This is a genomic window from Eximiradius sp. (assembly GCA_937127445.1).
Lineage (GTDB): Bacteria > Bacteroidota > Ignavibacteria > Kapaibacteriales > UBA2268 > JAKIZO01.
Genome location: CAKZLY010000006.1, coordinates 52,596 through 71,200, shown reverse-complemented (window position 1 = coordinate 71,200; position 18,605 = coordinate 52,596). Strand labels below are relative to the sequence as shown.

Annotated in this window: 16 protein-coding genes and 2 tRNA genes; 10 read left to right on the top strand and 8 right to left on the bottom strand. The window is 36.9% G+C overall.

Going from position 1 to position 18,605, the window contains the following annotated elements; translation table 11 throughout:
• The first annotated feature begins 7 nt into the window (after positions 1–7).
• Both AC6QZF_RS01440 and AC6QZF_RS01435 read left to right on the top strand, forming a co-directional pair.
• Positions 8–1,012 (top strand): 4Fe-4S dicluster domain-containing protein, encoded by a 1,005-nt coding sequence (locus AC6QZF_RS01440; protein ID WP_499798104.1) that lies wholly within the window; start codon positions 8–10, stop codon positions 1,010–1,012.
• Between the two features lie 2 nt (positions 1,013–1,014).
• Positions 1,015–1,848: an FAD/NAD(P)-binding protein gene (locus tag AC6QZF_RS01435; protein ID WP_499798103.1), complete on the top strand. Its 834-nt coding sequence runs from the start codon at positions 1,015–1,017 to the stop codon at positions 1,846–1,848.
• A 163-nt stretch (positions 1,849–2,011) separates the two neighbouring features.
• On the opposite strand, the gene AC6QZF_RS01430 is transcribed toward AC6QZF_RS01435, so the two are convergent.
• A tRNA-Glu gene (locus tag AC6QZF_RS01430) sits at positions 2,012–2,083 on the bottom strand.
• A 314-nt stretch (positions 2,084–2,397) separates the two neighbouring features.
• Here AC6QZF_RS01430 and motA point away from each other — a divergent pair.
• From motA to AC6QZF_RS01400, 6 genes are all read left to right on the top strand, one after another.
• On the top strand, positions 2,398–3,246 hold the full coding sequence (motA, locus tag AC6QZF_RS01425) for a flagellar motor stator protein MotA (protein ID WP_499798102.1): 849 nt from the start codon (positions 2,398–2,400) through the stop codon (positions 3,244–3,246).
• A gap of 16 nt (positions 3,247–3,262) precedes the next feature.
• Positions 3,263–4,183, top strand: a complete 921-nt coding sequence (locus AC6QZF_RS01420; RefSeq protein ID WP_499798101.1) for a flagellar motor protein MotB — start codon at positions 3,263–3,265, stop codon at positions 4,181–4,183.
• Positions 4,176–5,384: a response regulator gene (locus AC6QZF_RS01415; protein ID WP_499798100.1), complete on the top strand. Its 1,209-nt coding sequence runs from the start codon at positions 4,176–4,178 to the stop codon at positions 5,382–5,384. Before AC6QZF_RS01420 ends, AC6QZF_RS01415 begins: the two co-directional genes overlap by 8 nt.
• Positions 5,384–6,133 carry an SDR family oxidoreductase gene (locus AC6QZF_RS01410; protein ID WP_499798099.1) on the top strand — a complete coding sequence of 250 codons (750 nt, stop codon included), beginning with the start codon at positions 5,384–5,386 and terminating at the stop codon, positions 6,131–6,133. Before AC6QZF_RS01415 ends, AC6QZF_RS01410 begins: the two co-directional genes overlap by 1 nt.
• A gap of 206 nt (positions 6,134–6,339) precedes the next feature.
• Positions 6,340–7,671, top strand: coding sequence for a UDP-glucose dehydrogenase family protein (locus AC6QZF_RS01405; protein WP_499798098.1), 1,332 nt, complete (start codon positions 6,340–6,342; stop codon positions 7,669–7,671).
• Between the two features lie 11 nt (positions 7,672–7,682).
• Entirely contained in the window at positions 7,683–10,055 is a 2,373-nt protein-coding gene (locus AC6QZF_RS01400) for a glycosyltransferase (protein WP_499798097.1), read from the top strand.
• Positions 10,056–10,222: 167 nt separating this feature from the next.
• Here AC6QZF_RS01400 and AC6QZF_RS01395 read toward each other — a convergent pair whose 3' ends face one another.
• The 5 genes from AC6QZF_RS01395 to bshA all read right to left on the bottom strand — a co-directional run bounded on the left by AC6QZF_RS01395 (position 10,223) and on the right by bshA (position 14,184).
• Positions 10,223–10,756: a 2-oxoacid:ferredoxin oxidoreductase subunit gamma family protein gene (locus AC6QZF_RS01395; protein ID WP_499798096.1), complete on the bottom strand. Its 534-nt coding sequence runs from the start codon at positions 10,754–10,756 to the stop codon at positions 10,223–10,225.
• A gap of 1 nt (position 10,757) precedes the next feature.
• Positions 10,758–11,552 (bottom strand): thiamine pyrophosphate-dependent enzyme, encoded by a 795-nt coding sequence (locus AC6QZF_RS01390; RefSeq protein ID WP_499798095.1) that lies wholly within the window; start codon positions 11,550–11,552, stop codon positions 10,758–10,760.
• Positions 11,552–12,622: a 3-methyl-2-oxobutanoate dehydrogenase subunit VorB gene (locus AC6QZF_RS01385; RefSeq protein ID WP_499798094.1), complete on the bottom strand. Its 1,071-nt coding sequence runs from the start codon at positions 12,620–12,622 to the stop codon at positions 11,552–11,554. The genes AC6QZF_RS01390 and AC6QZF_RS01385 overlap by 1 nt, the downstream gene beginning before the upstream one ends.
• Before the next feature lie 30 nt (positions 12,623–12,652).
• On the bottom strand, positions 12,653–12,883 hold the full coding sequence (locus tag AC6QZF_RS01380) for a 4Fe-4S dicluster domain-containing protein (RefSeq protein WP_499798093.1): 231 nt from the start codon (positions 12,881–12,883) through the stop codon (positions 12,653–12,655).
• A gap of 185 nt (positions 12,884–13,068) precedes the next feature.
• Positions 13,069–14,184, bottom strand: coding sequence for an N-acetyl-alpha-D-glucosaminyl L-malate synthase BshA (bshA, locus tag AC6QZF_RS01375; RefSeq protein WP_499798092.1), 1,116 nt, complete (start codon positions 14,182–14,184; stop codon positions 13,069–13,071).
• A gap of 19 nt (positions 14,185–14,203) precedes the next feature.
• On the opposite strand from bshA, the gene AC6QZF_RS01370 reads away from it, so the two are divergent.
• A complete protein-coding gene (locus AC6QZF_RS01370; RefSeq protein WP_499798091.1) occupies positions 14,204–14,809 on the top strand; it encodes an IMPACT family protein in 606 nt (201 codons plus the stop codon).
• An 88-nt stretch (positions 14,810–14,897) separates the two neighbouring features.
• Here the strand turns inward: AC6QZF_RS01370 and AC6QZF_RS01365 are convergent, their stop codons facing one another.
• Positions 14,898–15,578 carry a F0F1 ATP synthase subunit B family protein gene (locus tag AC6QZF_RS01365; protein WP_499798090.1) on the bottom strand — a complete coding sequence of 227 codons (681 nt, stop codon included), beginning with the start codon at positions 15,576–15,578 and terminating at the stop codon, positions 14,898–14,900.
• A gap of 142 nt (positions 15,579–15,720) precedes the next feature.
• On the opposite strand from AC6QZF_RS01365, the gene AC6QZF_RS01360 reads away from it, so the two are divergent.
• A tRNA-Thr gene (locus AC6QZF_RS01360) sits at positions 15,721–15,792 on the top strand.
• A 61-nt stretch (positions 15,793–15,853) separates the two neighbouring features.
• On the opposite strand, the gene AC6QZF_RS01355 is transcribed toward AC6QZF_RS01360, so the two are convergent.
• Complete coding sequence (locus AC6QZF_RS01355; RefSeq protein WP_499798089.1) at positions 15,854–18,439, bottom strand: glycoside hydrolase family 2 TIM barrel-domain containing protein; 2,586 nt, start codon at positions 18,437–18,439, stop codon at positions 15,854–15,856.
• Between the last annotated feature and the right edge of the window lie 166 nt (positions 18,440–18,605).

Genomic DNA, 18,605 nt, shown 5'->3' with positions numbered 1-18,605 from the left:
TTGAACTATGGAATATAAATTAATTAAACTCGAAAAAATTCAAGAATTTATCAATTCTTTGATTGCAACCGGCAAGCAAGTTCTTGCTCCAAAGCAGAAAAAAGAAAAAGTTTTCTTTTCACTTATCCATTCTTTCGAAGAAATTGCAATGGATTACATCCAAACTGCTTTTTCTGCTAAATCTGCTGTTTTTCCTAAGTGCGAAGAACTTTATACATTTGAAAAGAATGGCAAAGAAACAATTCTGAATAATCCACAAGCACCTGAAAACGATACAATTGTTTTCGGTATGCGTCCCTGCGATGGCGCCGCTTTCGACTATCTTGCTACTTTCTTCTTGAAAGAAAACCCCGACTATCATTTCAAAATGCGTTACGATAATACAATTTTTGTTGGGCTAACTTGTTCGAGCGGGGATGAATTTTGCTTCTGCTCTTCCGTTGGGATTTCTCCGTCAGACACTCGTGGCAGTGACCTAATGCTAACTAAGACCGAAAACGGTTATTATGTGGAAATCATCACCGAAAAAGGCAAAAAATTAGTTGAGCAATTTGCAAACTTTTTCGAGCAAATTGAACAAATAGATAAAACTAAATACGTAGCGAACATCCAAAAACGTTTCGATAGCTCTGCTCTGAAGGAAAAAATCAGTGGTGCATTTGATTGGGAACGATGGGAAGAAACTTCACTGCCATGTTTCGGTTGTGGAACTTGCGCTTTTTCTTGTCCGACTTGCACCTGCTTCGATATTCAAGATGAAGCAAATCTATTGGGAGGAACTCGCTACCGTATCTGGGATACTTGTGCGTTAGGCATTTTCACCAAACACGCATCCGGTCACAACCCTCGTGAAAAGCAAAGCGAACGCTGGCGTAACAGAATTCTACACAAGTTTTTATATACTGACGAACAATTTGGCATTCTTTCGTGTGTGGGATGTGGACGTTGCATACGAAATTGTCCCGCTGAGCTAAGTATTATTGAGCAAGTTAATGCAATTACGGAGGGCTAATAATGGAAAATATGTATTTGCCATATAGAATGTTTATCGAAAAAATTACAGAAGAAGCTCCACTTGTTCGAACCTATCGCTTGAAATTCAAAAATCCAGCCGATGAAGAAAAATTTTCATTCAAAGCAGGGCAATTTGGTGAGTACTCAATATTTGGCGAAGGCGAAAGTACCTTCTGTATAGCGTCTTCGCCTACACGTAAAGGATATATTGAGTGCACCTTCCGTGTTGCTGGACGCGTTACAAAAGCTCTCGCCAATTGTGAAGAAGGTGATGAAATTGGCTTTCGCGGTCCTTACGGCAACACTTTTCCAATAGATGATTGGAAGGGCAAGAACCTTCTTTTCATTGCTGGCGGTATTGGGCTTCCTCCTCTTCGTTGTGTAATATGGAATTGTCTGGATTTACGCGAAAATTATCGTGATATTACTATTCTTTACGGTGCGCGCAGCGTCAACGATCTTGTCTATAAACACGAACTCGAAGAATGGAACAACCGTCCAGATGTAAATTTATTCACAACTGTCGACCCCGGCGGTGAAACACCCAATTGGAAAGGAAAAGTTGGTTTTGTCCCTGCAATCTTGAAAGAAGTTAGCCCAAGCTCAGATAATACAATTGCAGCTGTATGCGGTCCACCTATAATGATAAAACTCACTTTGCCTGTGCTTTTCGAACTCGGCTTCAAAGAAGAAAATATTTTCACTACACTTGAAAATCGTATGAAATGCGGCATTGGAAAGTGCGGACATTGTGCAGTCGGTCCTTACTACGTTTGCAAGGACGGTCCCGTTATCACATACAAAGAACTCAAAGAACTTCCACAAGAATATTAATGAAAATATTAAACAAACCGCTCCCTATGTCTTGGGAGCGGTTTTGTTTTGCTATGTTTTAGATATTATTTCCCAACTTTAATAAAAAATATATTGATAATAGGATAATGAGTTTCTATCGTACGATAAAATAAAAAAGCCGAGTTTTTGCCCGGCTATCTTGTGATCCCAAGGGGATTCGAACCCCTACTGCCAGCGTGAAAGGCTGGTGACCTAACCATTAGTCTATGGGACCATCAAATTTTCAAGAACTCAAAATTACGACTTTTTTCTTAATTATCCAAAAAAATATTAAAAAATATTTTTGCCAGATATTCTTTTTAATAAATTATTGCTTATTAGTATCTTATTTACATTTTTTATTATTATTGAAATTTTGTATTTTATATTCTATATCAAATAAATTCTTTTTATTAATTTTTCGTATGATAATTTCAATAGTTTGTGTTTCTAAACAATTTTTCAGAAATGCCGATAAATAGAAAAAATTAATTTGGAGTTAGCATTACTCCATTCAGAAGAGATGGACAACTTTAGAAGGGATGATATATGTTTGTAATTATTGGTGCCGTACTTGTTTTCGGTGCATTACTCGGTGGGTTTATGGTTTCGGGTGGCAATCCGCTTTCGTTGATTGTGCCTGGTGAATTTATTATCATTTTAGGTGTTGCTACCGGATCCTTAGTTATTGCTAATCCGCTCCCAGTTTTAAAACAAATCATTGCAGCAGCTCTTGCTACTTTAAAGCCACCAAAAGTGAGTAAAGCAGCTTACTTAGACTTACTAAAAATGCTTTATGAACTGTTCCAGTTTGCTAAACGCGAAGGTTTGATTGCACTCGAGCAACACGTTGAAAATCCCGAATCAAGTTCAATTATCTCGAAATATCCTACTTTCCTTGCCAATCATCACGCTGTCGATTTCCTTTGCGATACTTTAAAGGTTGTTCTCTCTGGCGGTGTCCCCGCTCACGATTTAGAAGAATTAATGGATATGGACCTCGAAGCTCTTCACGAAGAAGAAATGGTTATTCCTGGTGCCCTTCAAACTTTTGCCGACGCTTTCCCGGGTATCGGTATTGTGGCGGCGGTGCTTGGTATTATCGTAACAATGGGTTCGATTAATGAAGGTGCTGAAGCTGTTGGTCATCACGTCGCTGGTGCGCTTGTAGGAACGTTCCTTGGTGTGTTGATGTCTTATGGTATTGTGGGTCCAATAGCGTCTCTTGTTGGTAAAACTTTGGCAAAAGAAGCCAAATATTTGCTATCAATTAAAGCTGCCTTGTTGTCTTTTGCAAAAGGCGCTCCGGCTACCGTTGCTATTGAATATGGTCGACGTGCAATTGATCCTGAATTCCGTCCTTCATTCAAAGAAACTGAAGAAAACTTGAAGCGTTAATCCATCGAGGTAAAACATGTCGTCAAATGAACAACAAGGACATAAAGAACAACCCATAATAATTAAAAAGGTTAAAAAAGGCGGGCACGGCGGCCACCACGGTGGTGCGTGGAAAGTTGCTTATGCTGACTTCGTTACCGCTATGATGGCATTCTTCATCGTTATGTGGATTCTTGCTTCAAGCGAAGAAGTTAAGCAAGCTGTTGCTTCCTATTTTCAAGAACCCGGTGCTTTTAATTTCCTTACCGGCAAAAGAACTGTTCCTATTGATTTAAATTTATATCCCGAAAGAAAAAAAGGTGAAGAGGATGGCAAAGGAAAAGGTGAATTTGTTATTTCTTTTCAACAGACCAAACCCGATACTATTAAAGCTGAAGAACTATTCAAAGCTCTTAATGATAGTGTTTCTGCTGCCAAACGTGTAGAAGTTACTGGTGAGAATATTAAAAAACTTTTAGAAAACGAATTAGCTGCTAAACCTGAAATTAAAGATATTATCTCTTCTATCAAAATTGAAATGACCAAAGAAGGTCTCCGTATTGAACTTATCGAAACAAGTGAATCATTATTTTTCGAAGTTGGTAGTAGCATTCTCAAAAGGGAAGCGGTAGAGCTTCTTCGAAAGTTAGCTCTGGAAATTGGCAAACTCCCCAATAATGTCGAAATCGAAGGTCATACAGATAGTCGTGCCTATCGTGGCAAGTCGCTTTATACTAACTGGGAACTTTCAGCAGACCGTGCCAATTCTGCTCGCAGAGTTTTGGAAACATCTGGGCTTTGGCAGGGGCAAATTGTCAAAGTTACAGGATATGCCGATAGAAAACTTCGCAACCCTGAAAATCCTTTCGATGTAACAAATAGACGTGTTAGTATTTTAATTAAGCAGATGTCTACTGACCAATTTATGTCATTAGCAGGAGAAACTAAAAATGAGTAACCAAATCTCTATTCTGGTTGTAGATGATGAAAAAGCGGTTCTTTTAACCTTTGAGAAGTTGCTTTCTAAGACTTTTCCTGATATTAAGGTTTATACTGCTGAAAATGGAAAAGAAGCTTGGGATATTGTAACTGTTCACCACCCGAATATCGTTATTTCTGATATAAATATGCCGGTTATGGACGGCTTCCAATTGCTGATAAAAGTTCGTTCTAACCCTGACTATAATGATATTTTTTTTATCTTGCTTACTGGCAATACAGAGGTTAGCGAGCGTATAAAAGCTTTGGATAAAGGTGCTGATGAATTTATTACAAAACCCGTTGTCTCAGTCGCATTAGAAGCTCGTATTCGCTCTGCTTTGCGTATTGTTCGACTTCAGCAACAGATGAAAGAAGAAAATCAGTTGTTAATTGAACTTGCCGAAGAATTAGAAAAAGATATTCACGATATGGCTTTGCTTGCTGTAAAGTTTATGCAAGCACGTATCCCAACTTCTCAGGAAATGCTTAGCCGTGTGGCTGAAGCTTCTGTTTGGATTGCTCGTCAACTTGGCAAATTTACCGATGATGAAATTCGCGACATCGAAATTGCCGCTCTTCTTTCGCATGCTGGGCGAATGTCTTTGCCCGACCATTTACTACGTCAACCAATTATGATAGATGGCAATCCAACCGATCCAATTATGATGCAGGTCCCAAATGCTGCTCGCGAAATTGTATCCGGTGTCCGACGTTTTACTGAAATTGGCAAAATTCTCTACTCTCTTTATGAGAATTTTGATGGTAGCGGTTTCCCGCAACGTCTTCAATCCTGGCAAATCCCTTTTGCGTCGAGAATTATCCGCGCTGCTCTCGATTATGAAGAAAGCAAAGCTCGCACTGGGAAAAAAGGCTCCGAAGTTATTAATATTATGAAAAATCAAGCTAATAGGCTCTACGATCCTCGCATTGTAATTCTATTAGAACAATATATTTATACTTACGAAAAAGAACTTCAAAATCCAAATGAAGTGCCTGTCCTTCTTTCCGATTTAAAAGAAGGTATGATTTTAGCAAGAGAAATTGTTACCGAAAAAAATCTAAAACTTTTGCCAGCTGGCGCCGTTCTCAAAAAGCCTATTATTGATAGAATTATCGCTCACAATACGACCGATCCTGTTTTAGGAAATATTTATGTGAAAAAATCATCTATTCAATAATGTGGAACCTGAATAATAAAACTGCTATTATTACCGGTGCCTCGCAAGGTATCGGTTTTGCTATTTTAATGGAGTTCATTTCGCTTGGTGCTCGCTGTATTGCAGTTGCTCGAAGTAAACGAGAAATCGAAGCAATTGAAAGTCAATTCCCAGACAATTTGTGTTTTCTTAGTTTCGACTTATCTGATAAGATTTCACGCTCATCGTTTATTGAATTAATCAAAACTAATTACGATGAAATTAATATCCTTGTAAATAATGTTGGTTCGAATATTCGGCGTTCAACGTGTGATTATTCGGATGAAGAAGTTGAATTCCTTTTCCAGATAAACTATTTTCCCTCATTAGAGCTATCAAAAGGTTTGCACCAGCAACTCAAAAATTCAGGAAATGCCTCGATAATTAATATTTCTTCGATTTCAGCAAACAGAATAGTGCGTTCAGGAGCAATTTATGCTTCAGCAAAAGCTGCGCTGTCTCACCTGACACGTTATCTTGCTGTTGAGTGGGCTTCGGACAATATTCGCGTCAATTCTATCGAACCGTGGTATATTGATACTCCACTTGTTAGACCTATTCTTAATGATAATGAACGTTTAACAAAAATAATAACCCAAACCCCACAGAAACGAATTGGACAACCTCAGGAAGTTGCTTCTGCTGTTGCTTTCTTAGCTATGGATGCTTCTTCGTATATAACCGGACAGGTTATTGCAGTTGATGGAGGTGCTTCTTGTTTGCTTTTATAAGTATATCTTCCATTCTTGATTACTTTGCTAACCAATCAAGCATTTTCAATATTATTATTCTTTTTCTGGTGATTGGATTTGTCATCTCACTTATCAAAAAATTTATTAAACTCGCAATTTATATTTGTATTTTAATAATTTTAATAATAGTTATCGACAAATTATTAAATTTGTATTTGTTTGTATCTTAAATTTTTGGAAATATTATGGCTTATAAAATTGGAGTTATCGGAACAGGTTATGTTGGGCTTGTCTCTGGCACTTGCTTCGCAGCAACAGGCAATTTTGTTACATGTGTGGATATAGATGAAGAAAAAGTTATTAAATTGCGTCAGGGTATTTGCCCTATTTTTGAACCCGGTCTCGATAGATTACTCGTGCAAAATATCCATGAAGAACGCCTATTTTTTACAACTAATTTGGCGGAAACGGTCGAAAATTCTCAAGTTATTTTTCTTTGCCTTCCTACTCCACCAAATGAAGATGGCTCGGCTGATTTGCACCACGTTTTGGGAGTTGCAGAACAAATTGGAACTATTATTCGCGACAAAAACATTAAAGACAAAAAAATCATTGTCAATAAAAGCACTGTTCCCGTCGGTACAGCTCAAAAGGTCCGTGATATTCTCATAAAATATATTCCTGAAAGCTTATTCGAAGTTGTAAGCAATCCGGAATTCCTGCGCGAAGGTTTAGCTGTGGAAGACGCTATGAAACCTGAACGCGTTGTTGTCGGTACTCGTAGCAAATGGGCTGAAGAAATTATGATTGAACTCTACAAACCATTTGTCCGTACTGGTAATCCAATTATTATTATGGACGAAAAAAGTGCAGAAGTTACTAAATATGCTGCTAATGCTTTTCTTGCTACAAAAATCTCATTTATGAATGATTTGTCTGCTTATTGCGAAAAAGTTGGTGCAGATATCGACAAAATTCGCTTCGGCCTTGGAACTGATAGCCGCATTGGTAAAATGTTCCTATTCGCTGGCATTGGTTATGGTGGTTCGTGCTTCCCGAAAGATGTTCGCGCTTTAATTTATTCTGCCGAAGAATACAACCAACCGCTTAGAATTGTCAAAGCAACTATGGAAGTTAATGAATCTCAAATTAAACGCTTCTTTGGTAAAATTAAAAATAGATTTGGCGATTTGTCTTCTCTCAAATTTGCAATTTGGGGACTTGCCTTCAAACCTAATACTGATGATGTTCGCGAAGCGCCAGCATTTAAATTAATCGATATGTTACTCGCCGAAGGTGCCTCTGTCAATGCCCACGACCCCGAAGCATTAGAAAACACTCGCCGCCACTTCGGCGATAAACTTAACTATTTCAATAAAATGTATGATGCTATCGACAATTGCGATGCTCTTATTGTTGTTACTGAATGGAATCAATTCAGAACGCCTGATTTTAACTTAATTGCCTCGAAATTAAAGAATAAAATTATCTTCGATGGTCGCAACCTGTATTCACTCGATAATATGTCCGAATTAGGGTTTGAATATTATAGTATCGGTCGCAAAGATATTCGTTAAGAGAAATTGTTATGGAACCCAAAATTTCAGTTTGCATAATTGCAAAAAATGAAGAAAAAATGTTGGGCGATTGCCTTGATTCTGTTCGTCCAATTGCATACGAAATTATTGTTGTTGATACTGGTTCTATTGATGATACTGTAAAATTAGCACTATCAAAAGGTGCTAAAGTTGTTCGCTCGCAATGGCAAAATGATTTCTCTTTCTCACGCAATTTGTCGCTCAAAGAGGCAACGGGCGATTTCATTTTGGTGATTGATGCCGACGAACGTCTCCAAAATTCCGAAACGCTTCTCGATACTGTTCGTAGTGCCGAGCCGAATGATGGTGGCTGGCTTGTTGAATTGCTCTCTACTGTCGATGTTAGGTCGAGTATCACTCAGTCTCACATTTCTTACGTTTTGCGACTTTTCCGAAACAACCCAAACTTCTATTTCGAAGGCGTCATCCACGAACAAGTTCTTTACTCGATATTAAAGCAAAATTATAAAATCAAAAATTGCTCCGTTCAACTTCTTCATCTTGGATATGATTTAGACCCAGAGAAAATCCGGTTAAAGCAGCTTCGAAATCTTGAACTACTCAATATCGCTCTTGAAAAAGATCCAAATAATCCTTATAACTTAACTCAACGTGCTCACACCTACGTTGCTCTCGGCAGAAAGGAAGATGCTCATCAAGATTATCTACGAGCCTTGGAGCTTGTTCCCAAAACAAACAAACTCAGAATTCGCATCCTTGGTAATGGTGCTATGAATGCCTATAAAATGGGCAATAAAGAACTTTCTTTCCGTTGGGCTTTGGAATCATACGAAACTGTCCCTAATCAATCATTAGCAAACTTTATACTTGCTGAATTGTATTTCGAAAAACAACATTACCATCAGGCGCTTGCTCACTACTTAAAAATGCGAGAAGTTCACGAGCAGCGAGAAAAAGATTTCTTTGCTATTCTTGCTGGCGACTACTTTATTCCGCTTGACCATCTTGCTTATAAAATTGGCAGATGCTATTTCTTGATGAATGATTACAAAAATGCAAGCGAAGAATATGAACTCGCATATAAACTTAATCCGAAAAATGAACTTGGACTAATCGGCTTAGCCAATATTGCTTTTGTGCTTGGTAAGTATGATCAATCAAAACAATTACTTGAATTTGCACTTAAATTAAATCCAAGCCAAACTGCTATTTATGATTTTCTTAATAGAGTTGAAAATGCTATTAATAGCCAAAATCAAACTCAAATCCCAAATTCTCAAACCATACTTCAATCAAATGATAGGGAAAAGCATACACAATCAGCTGCACCCACTCTCTTTGAAAATGTACAATCTGTCCCCAAGCAAGCAACTCTTTCTGTGTGTATGATAGTAAAAAATGAAGAAGATATGCTTGCTGCTTGCCTCGATAGTGTCAAAAATGTTGCTGATGAGATAATTATTACCGATACTGGCTCGACTGATAGAACAATTGAAATTGCAAAAAACTACGGTGCAAAAGTTTTTCAGATGGAATGGAAAGACGATTTTTCCGCCGCTCGAAATAATTCCCTTATGAATTGCTCTTGCGATTGGGTGCTATATATTGATGCAGACGAACGACTTACTCCTGAAAGCCAGAAAAACATAAAACGCTATATTAGTCAAGCTTTGCCTGATGTTGGTGCTCTGATTTGTACTATTGAAAGCGACCATAATTACCTTGATGGTAATTCCGAAGTTCACCGCGGAGGTTATCCACGCTTATTCAGAAATTTGGGCTACCCAAAAGTAAAATTTGTTGGTCGTGTTCACGAACAGATCTCGCCATCATTGGTTGAGGCGGGATATACTTTTGCTATTTCCGATTTGAAAATCATGCATCTCGGATATAACGTTTCACGAAAAGAAATGGAAGAGAAAGTGCGCCGCAATTACCGAATGCTCATTGCTCACGTGCAGGAAGAACCATTAAATGGCTATGCTTGGTTCCAGCTTGGTCAGACTCTTTCTCAAATGCATCTATTTAAGGAAGCTGAAGAAGCCATTCGCTTTGCAATAAAATGTGGAGATTTATCTAATACTATTTATTCATCGGCGGCTGCAGCACTATCTCAGCTAAGTGGGCGCCGTGGCGATTTCAACGAAGCTCTTCTTTGGGCTGATGCAACGCTGGCAAAATCGCCCAACCAAATTTATGGCATTACTTTAAAAGCTTTCGCTCTACTTAATCTAAACCGTGTTGCTGAAGCAATTCCTTATTTTGAAACTGCTCTTCAAATGCTTAACCAATCAGAAAAATACTTTACTTTTGGCAGCCCTGCATTCGATATCGATATTTCAGAAGATGTCCTTCTGAAAGGGCTTGCTTCTGCTAAACAGAAACTTACCTTGAATCAATGAACTTTTATTTTAGTATATAAATTGGCGATTCTTACTGTCATTATTATAAATACCAAAAGCATCGAATTCGTTCGATGCTTTTTAATTTTATTATCTTTTAATAATAAATGGCTGCCTCACTCTAATGAAACAGCCATTTATTTCATATTTCTAAGTAAATTGGGCAGCTATTTTACATAGCTCATTCCTACTTCCAATGCTTTAATATTCAAAGGTATCAATTTCTGATAGCGCTCAAATACTGTCTCTAATGCTTTGTGAATGTTTTCGACAGAAACGCAATTTGTTGTCTTCAAAAAAGCACCAAGCATAATCATATTCAATACTTTAGTGTTCTGAAGTTTTATTGCTTCTTCACTCCCTTGAATAGGAATAATGTTAATATCGTCACGTGTCGGTGGATTCAGAATATTTGCACTATCATAAATCAAGTTTCCACCTTTCTTTACTCTTGATTCAAATTTATCAACTGATGGTTGGTTCAGTGCTACAACTGTATCGTACATTGAAATAATTGGCGAGCTGATTGCCGAATCGGATACAATTGTTATGCAATTCGCTGTTCCACCACGCATCTCTGGACCATAGGATGGCATCCAGCAAACTTCTTTTCCTTCAATCATTCCGGCATAAGCAAGGATTTGTCCCATTGATAGAACGCCTTGACCGCCGAATCCCGCAAATAATGCTTCTTGTGTCATTTTACTTCACCTCCGGGACTTTTATGTCGCCTAATTTATAGAATGCTAACATTTTTTCTTCTATGTATTGGTTTGCTTGTGCTGGTGTCATTCTCCAATTTGATGGACAGTTCGTCACTATTTCCACCAGACAGAAACCTAATCCTTGCTTCTGATATTCTAATGCTTGACGCAATGCTTTCTTTGCTTTGCGGACATTTGCTGGCTTATGAACTGATTGACGTGTTACATACGCAACTCCCGGAAGAGGAGCGATGAATTCCGACATCTTCAATGGATAACCTTGCGTTTTTACATCACGTCCATGCGGACTTGTTGTGGACACCATACCTTCCAAAGTAGTTGGAGCCATCTGTCCGCTTGTCATTCCGTAAATACCGTTGTTGATAAAAATAACTAATATGTTTTCTCCACGATTTGCCGCATGGATTGTTTCTCCGGTTCCAATAGCAGCTAAGTCTCCATCACCTTGATATGAGAAAACATATTTATCTGGTTGCACACGTTTTATTCCTGTTGCAACTGCACAAGCACGACCGTGAGCAGCTTGTTGCATATCAACTCCCATATAATGATATGCAAATACCGAACATCCAACGGGTGCTACACCAATTATTTCATTTTCGATGCCCATTTCTTCTACTACTTCCATAAAAATTTTATGCACTGTGCTATGTCCGCAACCAGGGCAGTAGTGAAATGGCTCCGGAAGTAAAGTAGAAGGCTTGCGATATACTAAATTTTCATCAGTGCAAATTTCTGGGCGGAATTTTGCTGTTTCTATATTATTACTCATTATGCTTCTCCTTTTATAAACAATTTTTCGAAATTCTCTACTATTTCTTCTGGAGAAGGTATCATTCCTCCCATTCTACCATAATATTCTACACGAGTTTTACCACATACTGATAATTTCACATCTTCTACCATTTGACCCGAATTCATTTCCACATCTAAAATTCCTTTTACCTTATCTGCAACCTCTTTGTAAACTTTCTTCGGGAATGGGAATAATGTAATTGGACGAATTAATCCTACCTTATATCCTTTTTCTCTTAAAATATCCATCGCCTTGCGGCAAATTCTTGCTCCAAGACCATAACCTGTCAATATATATTCAGCATCATCTAAATTAAATGCTTCATAGCGAACCTCGTCTTTTTCAATTTGCTTATATTTTGCTTGAAGATGCTTGTTTATTTCTTCCATTTTTTCAGGTTGTATGTGAAGCGATGTGATGTAGCGACGCTCCTTATCTTTGGGTTTCCCTGTGGTTGCCCAATCTGGGAATTCTGTCTTACGTGGCATTTGGTCGAATAGTTCAACCTTTTCCATCATCTGACCAATTGCTCCATCAGCAAGTATCATTACTGGATTGCGGTATTTCTCTGCTAAATCAAACGACAATCTTACAAAATCAACCATTTCTTGTACTGACGAAGGTGCAAGTACAATCAATCTATAGTCGCCGTGACCGCCACCTTTTACTGCTTGGAAATAATCAGCTTGCGATGGCTGAATCGTTCCAAGTCCCGGTCCTCCACGTACTACATTTGTAAGGACACAAGGTAGTTCGGCGCTTGCTATATAGGATAGACCTTCTTGCATCAAGCTAATACCCGGACTGGATGATGTTGTCATAACTCGACGACCACAAGCAGCAGCTCCGTATATCATATTTATTGCTGCCACTTCACTTTCTGCTTGCAATACGACCATCCCTGTTCTTTGTGTCGCATCTTTCGACAAATATTCCAATACTTCTGATTGCGGGGTGATTGGATAACCAAAATAAGCATCGCAGCCTGCTCTTATCATCGCTTCTGCTAATGCTTCATTGCCTTTCATTAATTTTATTTCGCCCATTTTAACTCCTTTTTACCTCCAAATTATTCATTAGGCGGATTTTTCAATTTTTCTATATACTGTAATTACTGCATCTGGACATATTAAAGCACAATTTGCGCAGCCCGTGCAGTTACTATTTACTGTTACTATGTATTGATAGCCCTTTTTGTTGATTTTGTTCGTTAGCGACAAAACCTCCTCTGGGCAAGCATCAATGCAAAGCGAGCATCCTTTGCATTTTTCAATGTCGATGATAATCTCACCAAGTGCTTTTGCCATTTCATTAATCCTTTTTTGTTGTCAAAAACGCCACTGTTTTTTCAAACAATGTTTTATAAGTTGCGAAATTTACAAAAAAGTGTTTGAGTTTCAAAATTTTTGAATCAAAAAAATTACTATTTTTCAAATACTTACATTAAATTTTTATTTAGGTGAGGCTAAACGGGAAGTTTTTATCGATAATTTTATGCTTCTCTATACACTTTCTCATACATTGATACTATCTTCTCTGCTTCGTATTCTCTTTTGGCGAATTCAATCGCATTTTCTGAAAAGATTTTCCATCTGTTCTTATTTTTAATCAATTCAATAACATATCTTGCCATTCTCGATATATCTCCAAACCCTGCTATATAACCATTTTCGTCGTGTTTGACAACTTCGGGAATTCCACCTACACTTGAAGCAACCACAGGAACTCCGCATGCCATTGCTTCGAGTGCCGATAGCCCAAAACTTTCCGACTCACTTGGCAATAGAAACACATCAGCACACGAAAGTAACTCAATTATGGCATTTTGTTTGCCCAGAAATTTCACACTATTTTGCAATCCAAGCTCGTATGCTAATTTTTCGGCTTCGCTTCTTTCAGGCCCATCTCCAATTAATACCAATTTTGCTGCTATCCCTTGTTCAAGCACCTCTTTTAGTACCCTTATCGTGTCTGGGACTCGTTTGACAGGTCGAAAATTTGATATATGCATCAGAATTGCTTCTCCGTTTGGTGCAAATGTCTTTTTCAAGTTACAACTTTCAATTCTTTTATATATTTTTGTATCAATAAAATTTGGGATATGGTGGATTTCATTTTCGATTTGGAATTGCTGAATGGTTTGGTCCTTTAAATATCGTGAAACAGCAGTTACAACATCTGATTGCTCGATTGAATACTTAACAATTGGAGAAAATGCCGGTTCAAGTCCGATAAGTGTAATGTCTGTTCCGTGCAATGTCGTTACTAATTTCACATTGCTTGATTCTGCAATTTGCTTGCTTAGAATTCCACTTATCGCATGGGGAATAGCATAATGAACGTGAATTATATCGAGTTTTTCGTATTTAAGCACATCCAGTATTTTTCCTGTCAATGCCAGTGTGTAAAGATGAAACTCGAACAGTGGATAATGCGGTATTTCTACTTCGTGAAAAAAGATATTCTCTCTAAATCTATCCAATCGAATTGGATTAGCGTAGCTAATAAAATGTACTTCCCAACCACGTGTTGCAAGTACTTTTCCAAGCTCTGTTGCTACTATCCCGCTTCCTCCATAAGTTGGATAACAAACCATTCCTATTTTCATAATTTATTCCATTTGTAATATGAGCAAAGAATTTTATTATACAATTTCAAAACCATTGCGCGCTGAACAAAAAATTAAAGGCTCGAAATTTATTGCTTCAGTCGCGAGCGTATCAAGCCGAGACGAAGCTCTCCAATTTTTAGAGCAAATCCGTAGTGAATATTTCGATGCGACGCATAATTGTTTTGCATATCGTTTAGGCGCAGAAGGCCTCGATGTCCGTTTCGCTGACGATGGCGAACCCAACGGTTCTGCTGGCAAGCCAATCCTATTTTCTATTAAAAAATACGATTTTAGCGACATAATCGTTGTTGTTACTCGCTATTTTGGTGGCACAAAACTTGGTATTGGTGGTCTTTCGCGCGCATATTCTTCAACTGCTGAATTGGCTCTATCTCAATGTGAAAAAAAAATCATTCACATTACTACTGCCATCAGAGTGCTTTGTTCCTATGAAGACGTCTCCATTATCAAAAAATTGATTAACGAATATGCTGTTTCTGCAACCGAAGACTACAAAGATTCTATTGAATTTATTGTCAATATTTATCAATCCAAAATAGAGGAATTTGAAAAAAAAGTAGTCTCTTCGACTAATGGGCGCGCTGGAGTTTTGTCGTTTTGAAACATTTTCTCTGACTTTATAACAAAATGAAAGAGGCTACACTTTCCAGTATAGCCTCTTTGAAACAATATGACCAAATCGAATATTATTATTCTTTTATTCCAAAGAATTTGTTCCAAATTTCCAATTGTTTAGTTGTAAGTATTGATTTGACATTTTCAAGAAAAGCATCGTGGCAATCTTTCAAACCTTGGCGAGCTGTTGCAATGTCTTCGTTAGATTCCATCGCCATTCGAGTTTCTTCACGCAACTGTTTGAGTGCTTGCATTGCTTGCTCCCTCGTTATTTCACCAGCTTTTAGTTGCTCCATAATCTGGCGGCGTTGCGCGTTCGCATTTTCAATTATTGCGCGTTGAGCTTCACGTAACATTTGGCGATACTCTTTGATGCAATCTTCGAGCTCTTGTACAAAAATCTTTACCTGCTCTCTTTGTGCTGAGTCAAGTTCGAGCATTCGCAATAGGACTCCAATTTTGAATGGTGGCTTGTTTGGTTCAGGCTTTGGTGGCATTTCCCCATTTGGACCTTTTCCTTTGTTATCAAAAGGTGGCATTAACATCTTGTCATAGACATTCTGCAGTGTGAAATCTGTCGTTAAGCTTGGCTGAGAAAGTTCGCCCACCATTGCTTCGGGTGAAACAAGCACCATTGAATAATCTAAGCCATTGTCCACGGGCTCAACTGGATTGTCTTTCTGGCAAGACGATAATCCAAATACTGCTGCTAAAATTGCAACTACATAAATGTTGCGGAATAATTTGTTTTTCATAATAATCTCCATAATATTGTTGAAAGGAATTTTAACCTTTTGACTAAATTACACCCGATTGGTTTAATCGTTTCAGAAAAATTAAAAAAAATTTCAGTGTTGATTTTTTTAGCTCAAATACTTAATTTTGTAATGTAGTTAAGCCAATTTAGCTCAGTGGTAGAGCAGCTCACTCGTAATGAGCAGGTCAGGGGTTCAAGTCCCCTAATTGGCTCAATAAAAAAAAGCGGGCAAAAATAGCCTGCTTTTTTATCTTTCTGTTCAATAATAATTACTTAAAGATATGTACACCAGAAATACATCAAATACGAGAAAAATTGATAATTAATCTGATAAAAACCTATCGGAATAGCAGCAAATACTAAAATTACGATTATCCCAATACTATAAACTAATGCAGAAGGCTTATCAAAGACAACAGCAGATGCTTTTAATATTCGTGCAATTACCCAAAATTTAATTAACAAAAATAGAATAACCGCTATAATTGCAATAGTATTATTTATTTCAAGTAATCGAATTAATGGAATTGCTAATGGCAGCAGCACTACAAATGGCGCACTTGCCCAAACCGAAATAATCAAACAATCTGAAAAATAAATTCTTGCTCGTGAAAAGAAAGCAAAGATTTTTATGATTATTGAAATTGCAAATAATACAACAAAACTAATTAATGCTATAATAAAAAGCGAAACCTCAGGCATCCAAATCATTTTGTAAATGATTTCCTGCAAAAAACTCGATGGACAACAAAGCATTATCAAAAATTGTGTTATATCATAATTCCTATAATAAAATAGGAGAGAGGTTACATACATTCCTATCGTAAACGATACAATTAGTGCAAGTATTACAGTTTGAAATGATGGTATTATCCTTTGGTCTCGAATATCAGAATAAAAATTATATGGACGCAGCATCGCACGTGTGAGATATTCCCGAAAACGTCTGAAACGATTTATAAAAAACAGCAATACAACCAACAATATAAAACCAAATATTAAGAAACTAACTAACGTTTCGCCTGCATAACTACCTGCATTTATCAATGGCTCTTTTTCGTCATTGAAAAGTGCTTGCAGCATTGTATATGAAAAACGGGGCTTATTAGTTGCATTTGTAATCCCTATTGTCAAAATTGATGAATGATAATTGTTTGTGGCTAAATATGGGTGATGAAGCTCATAATCGTTGAAAGAATTTATTACTACACCAAACGAACCATTCTGAAAAGATAAATTATAGAGACTTTTAATATAAAAAGCTTGGTGTTCATAAGAATATGGGTCGGAGTACCCGTTATGATTGTTTTCGTTTATGGGGACGCCAAAGCAAGTAACAAAAGGTTTATTATTGCTCCTTTGTATTATTCCCTTCAAAATACTATACTGATGCGATATCGAAGTCTCTTTCTTCAAATTGATGCCAATAAAATCAAAAATGTTCGAAGTGATTGTTTTTTCATTTGGATTAATAAACTTGTAGAATAAGTAGTTCCCATTTGAAGTAATAATAGGCTTGATTTCTGAAGCAAATTCATTAGGAAAATGGTCTTCGCAAATTCCATCGGAAAAACCAAATGCTAATGTTGAAGCATAGTTTTGCTTAAAATACGTAAATAATTTACTTTGATTTTTTATATATACTTTAACTTCGTCTCTTCTCAACAGTGTTTCAGGAATAGAGTATATTGGTAAATCAAGAAGCATTAATAAACCATATTTATCACACAAATAAGCAAAATATGGATGAGGAGGGTTAAACTGAAAACGAATTGCATTTGCACCAAGCGTTTTTATCATTCTAATGTTTTCTTCCATTCTCCATATCGATAAACTTTGCCCAGAAGAAATATGATAATCAATATAACTTACGGCTTTTAGCGGAATTTTATAGCCATTAAGTGTAAAATTAGATTTTTCTGCCCTCGACACAGATATCTCGCGTAACCCAAAATTTGTTGCAAAATTGTCAACAGTTCTCCCCGCCTGAACAATCGTTGCCTGAACTTGATATAAATTAGGATTTGATGGCGACCATAACGATGGAGAAGTTATATTAAATTTTACACTTACATTTATGGTTCGTTCTGCTTCGATAGAAATCTGACGCGGTTCCCCGATTGCAACTATCTCACCCGTACCGATTTTTATAATTTTAGTTTCTATCTGGAAATTCGCTTTATTTTTCAATTCTAAATTTTCACCTACACTGCTCTGAAATTTTGAAATCAAGTCGAAATTAGCTGAGGAAACAGAAATAGTAGCATTTATATTTGCTTGCGAGTAATTATTTGACAACGAATAATTTGTGTTTATATCGCTGATCCATACAGGTGGATTTCCAATTAAAAAAGCTTCACGAACTAATCCATTATATCTCTTTCTTGCGTAAATATAGTGTTCAAAAATAGTCTTAATGACATCGTTCGGCACTAAAAATGTTATTCTTAATTCGTTCTCGCCTGCATTTAAAACTTTTGGTGGAATTTTAACCCATATTGGAGCCATCGAACTGATAAATCGTCCTAAAAATTGTCCATTGATTGAGATCTCTGCTTGATGATTAAATCCCAAAAAGAATAACTGCCAGCTTAGCGATTCTTGTTGGGATTTTTCTATTCGCACTTTTCTTATTAATGTGATCTTTTCTAAATTGACATCAGAATAAGGTATATGAACATTTTCCCAGTTTAATCCGTCAGAGGATTTTTCCCATTGTCCATTCAAAGGAATGATATATCTTGTACCCGAGTTAAGAATTGTTTTTATTTCACTTTGAGATATATTTTTCGCATTTATTGAAGCATTTAGAAATAATAAAGATAAAATAATAAAAATAAGTTGAATGTTCCTATACATATAAACACCGAAGTATAAAAAATACACAAAAATAAAAAATAAAAATAATCAAAAACAAAGTTAAAAAAAAGAACAAATATGAACCTTAATACTACCAACAATCGTGACTAAATAAAAAAAGAGGTTGCCACATTCGGGCAACCTCTTTTAAGCATTAAAAATTCAA

Bases quoted from the DNA above. Each gene is read 5' to 3' on its own strand.
- AC6QZF_RS01410 (WP_499798099.1), top strand. From the start codon at position 5,384: ATGTGGAACCTGAATAATAAAACTGCTATTATTACCGGTGCCTCGCAA.
- AC6QZF_RS01420 (WP_499798101.1), top strand. From the start codon at position 3,263: ATGTCGTCAAATGAACAACAAGGACATAAAGAACAACCCATAATAATT.
- AC6QZF_RS01380 (WP_499798093.1), bottom strand. From the start codon at position 12,883: ATGGCAAAAGCACTTGGTGAGATTATCATCGACATTGAAAAATGCAAA.
- AC6QZF_RS01415 (WP_499798100.1), top strand. From the start codon at position 4,176: ATGAGTAACCAAATCTCTATTCTGGTTGTAGATGATGAAAAAGCGGTT.
- AC6QZF_RS01440 (WP_499798104.1), top strand. From the start codon at position 8: ATGGAATATAAATTAATTAAACTCGAAAAAATTCAAGAATTTATCAAT.
- motA (WP_499798102.1), top strand. From the start codon at position 2,398: ATGTTTGTAATTATTGGTGCCGTACTTGTTTTCGGTGCATTACTCGGT.
- AC6QZF_RS01390 (WP_499798095.1), bottom strand. From the start codon at position 11,552: ATGAGTAATAATATAGAAACAGCAAAATTCCGCCCAGAAATTTGCACT.
- bshA (WP_499798092.1), bottom strand. From the start codon at position 14,184: ATGAAAATAGGAATGGTTTGTTATCCAACTTATGGAGGAAGCGGGATA.
- AC6QZF_RS01405 (WP_499798098.1), top strand. From the start codon at position 6,340: ATGGCTTATAAAATTGGAGTTATCGGAACAGGTTATGTTGGGCTTGTC.
- AC6QZF_RS01400 (WP_499798097.1), top strand. From the start codon at position 7,683: ATGGAACCCAAAATTTCAGTTTGCATAATTGCAAAAAATGAAGAAAAA.
- AC6QZF_RS01385 (WP_499798094.1), bottom strand. From the start codon at position 12,622: ATGGGCGAAATAAAATTAATGAAAGGCAATGAAGCATTAGCAGAAGCG.
- AC6QZF_RS01355 (WP_499798089.1), bottom strand. From the start codon at position 18,439: ATGTATAGGAACATTCAACTTATTTTTATTATTTTATCTTTATTATTT.
- AC6QZF_RS01365 (WP_499798090.1), bottom strand. From the start codon at position 15,578: ATGAAAAACAAATTATTCCGCAACATTTATGTAGTTGCAATTTTAGCA.
- AC6QZF_RS01435 (WP_499798103.1), top strand. From the start codon at position 1,015: ATGGAAAATATGTATTTGCCATATAGAATGTTTATCGAAAAAATTACA.
- AC6QZF_RS01395 (WP_499798096.1), bottom strand. From the start codon at position 10,756: ATGACACAAGAAGCATTATTTGCGGGATTCGGCGGTCAAGGCGTTCTA.
- AC6QZF_RS01370 (WP_499798091.1), top strand. From the start codon at position 14,204: ATGAGCAAAGAATTTTATTATACAATTTCAAAACCATTGCGCGCTGAA.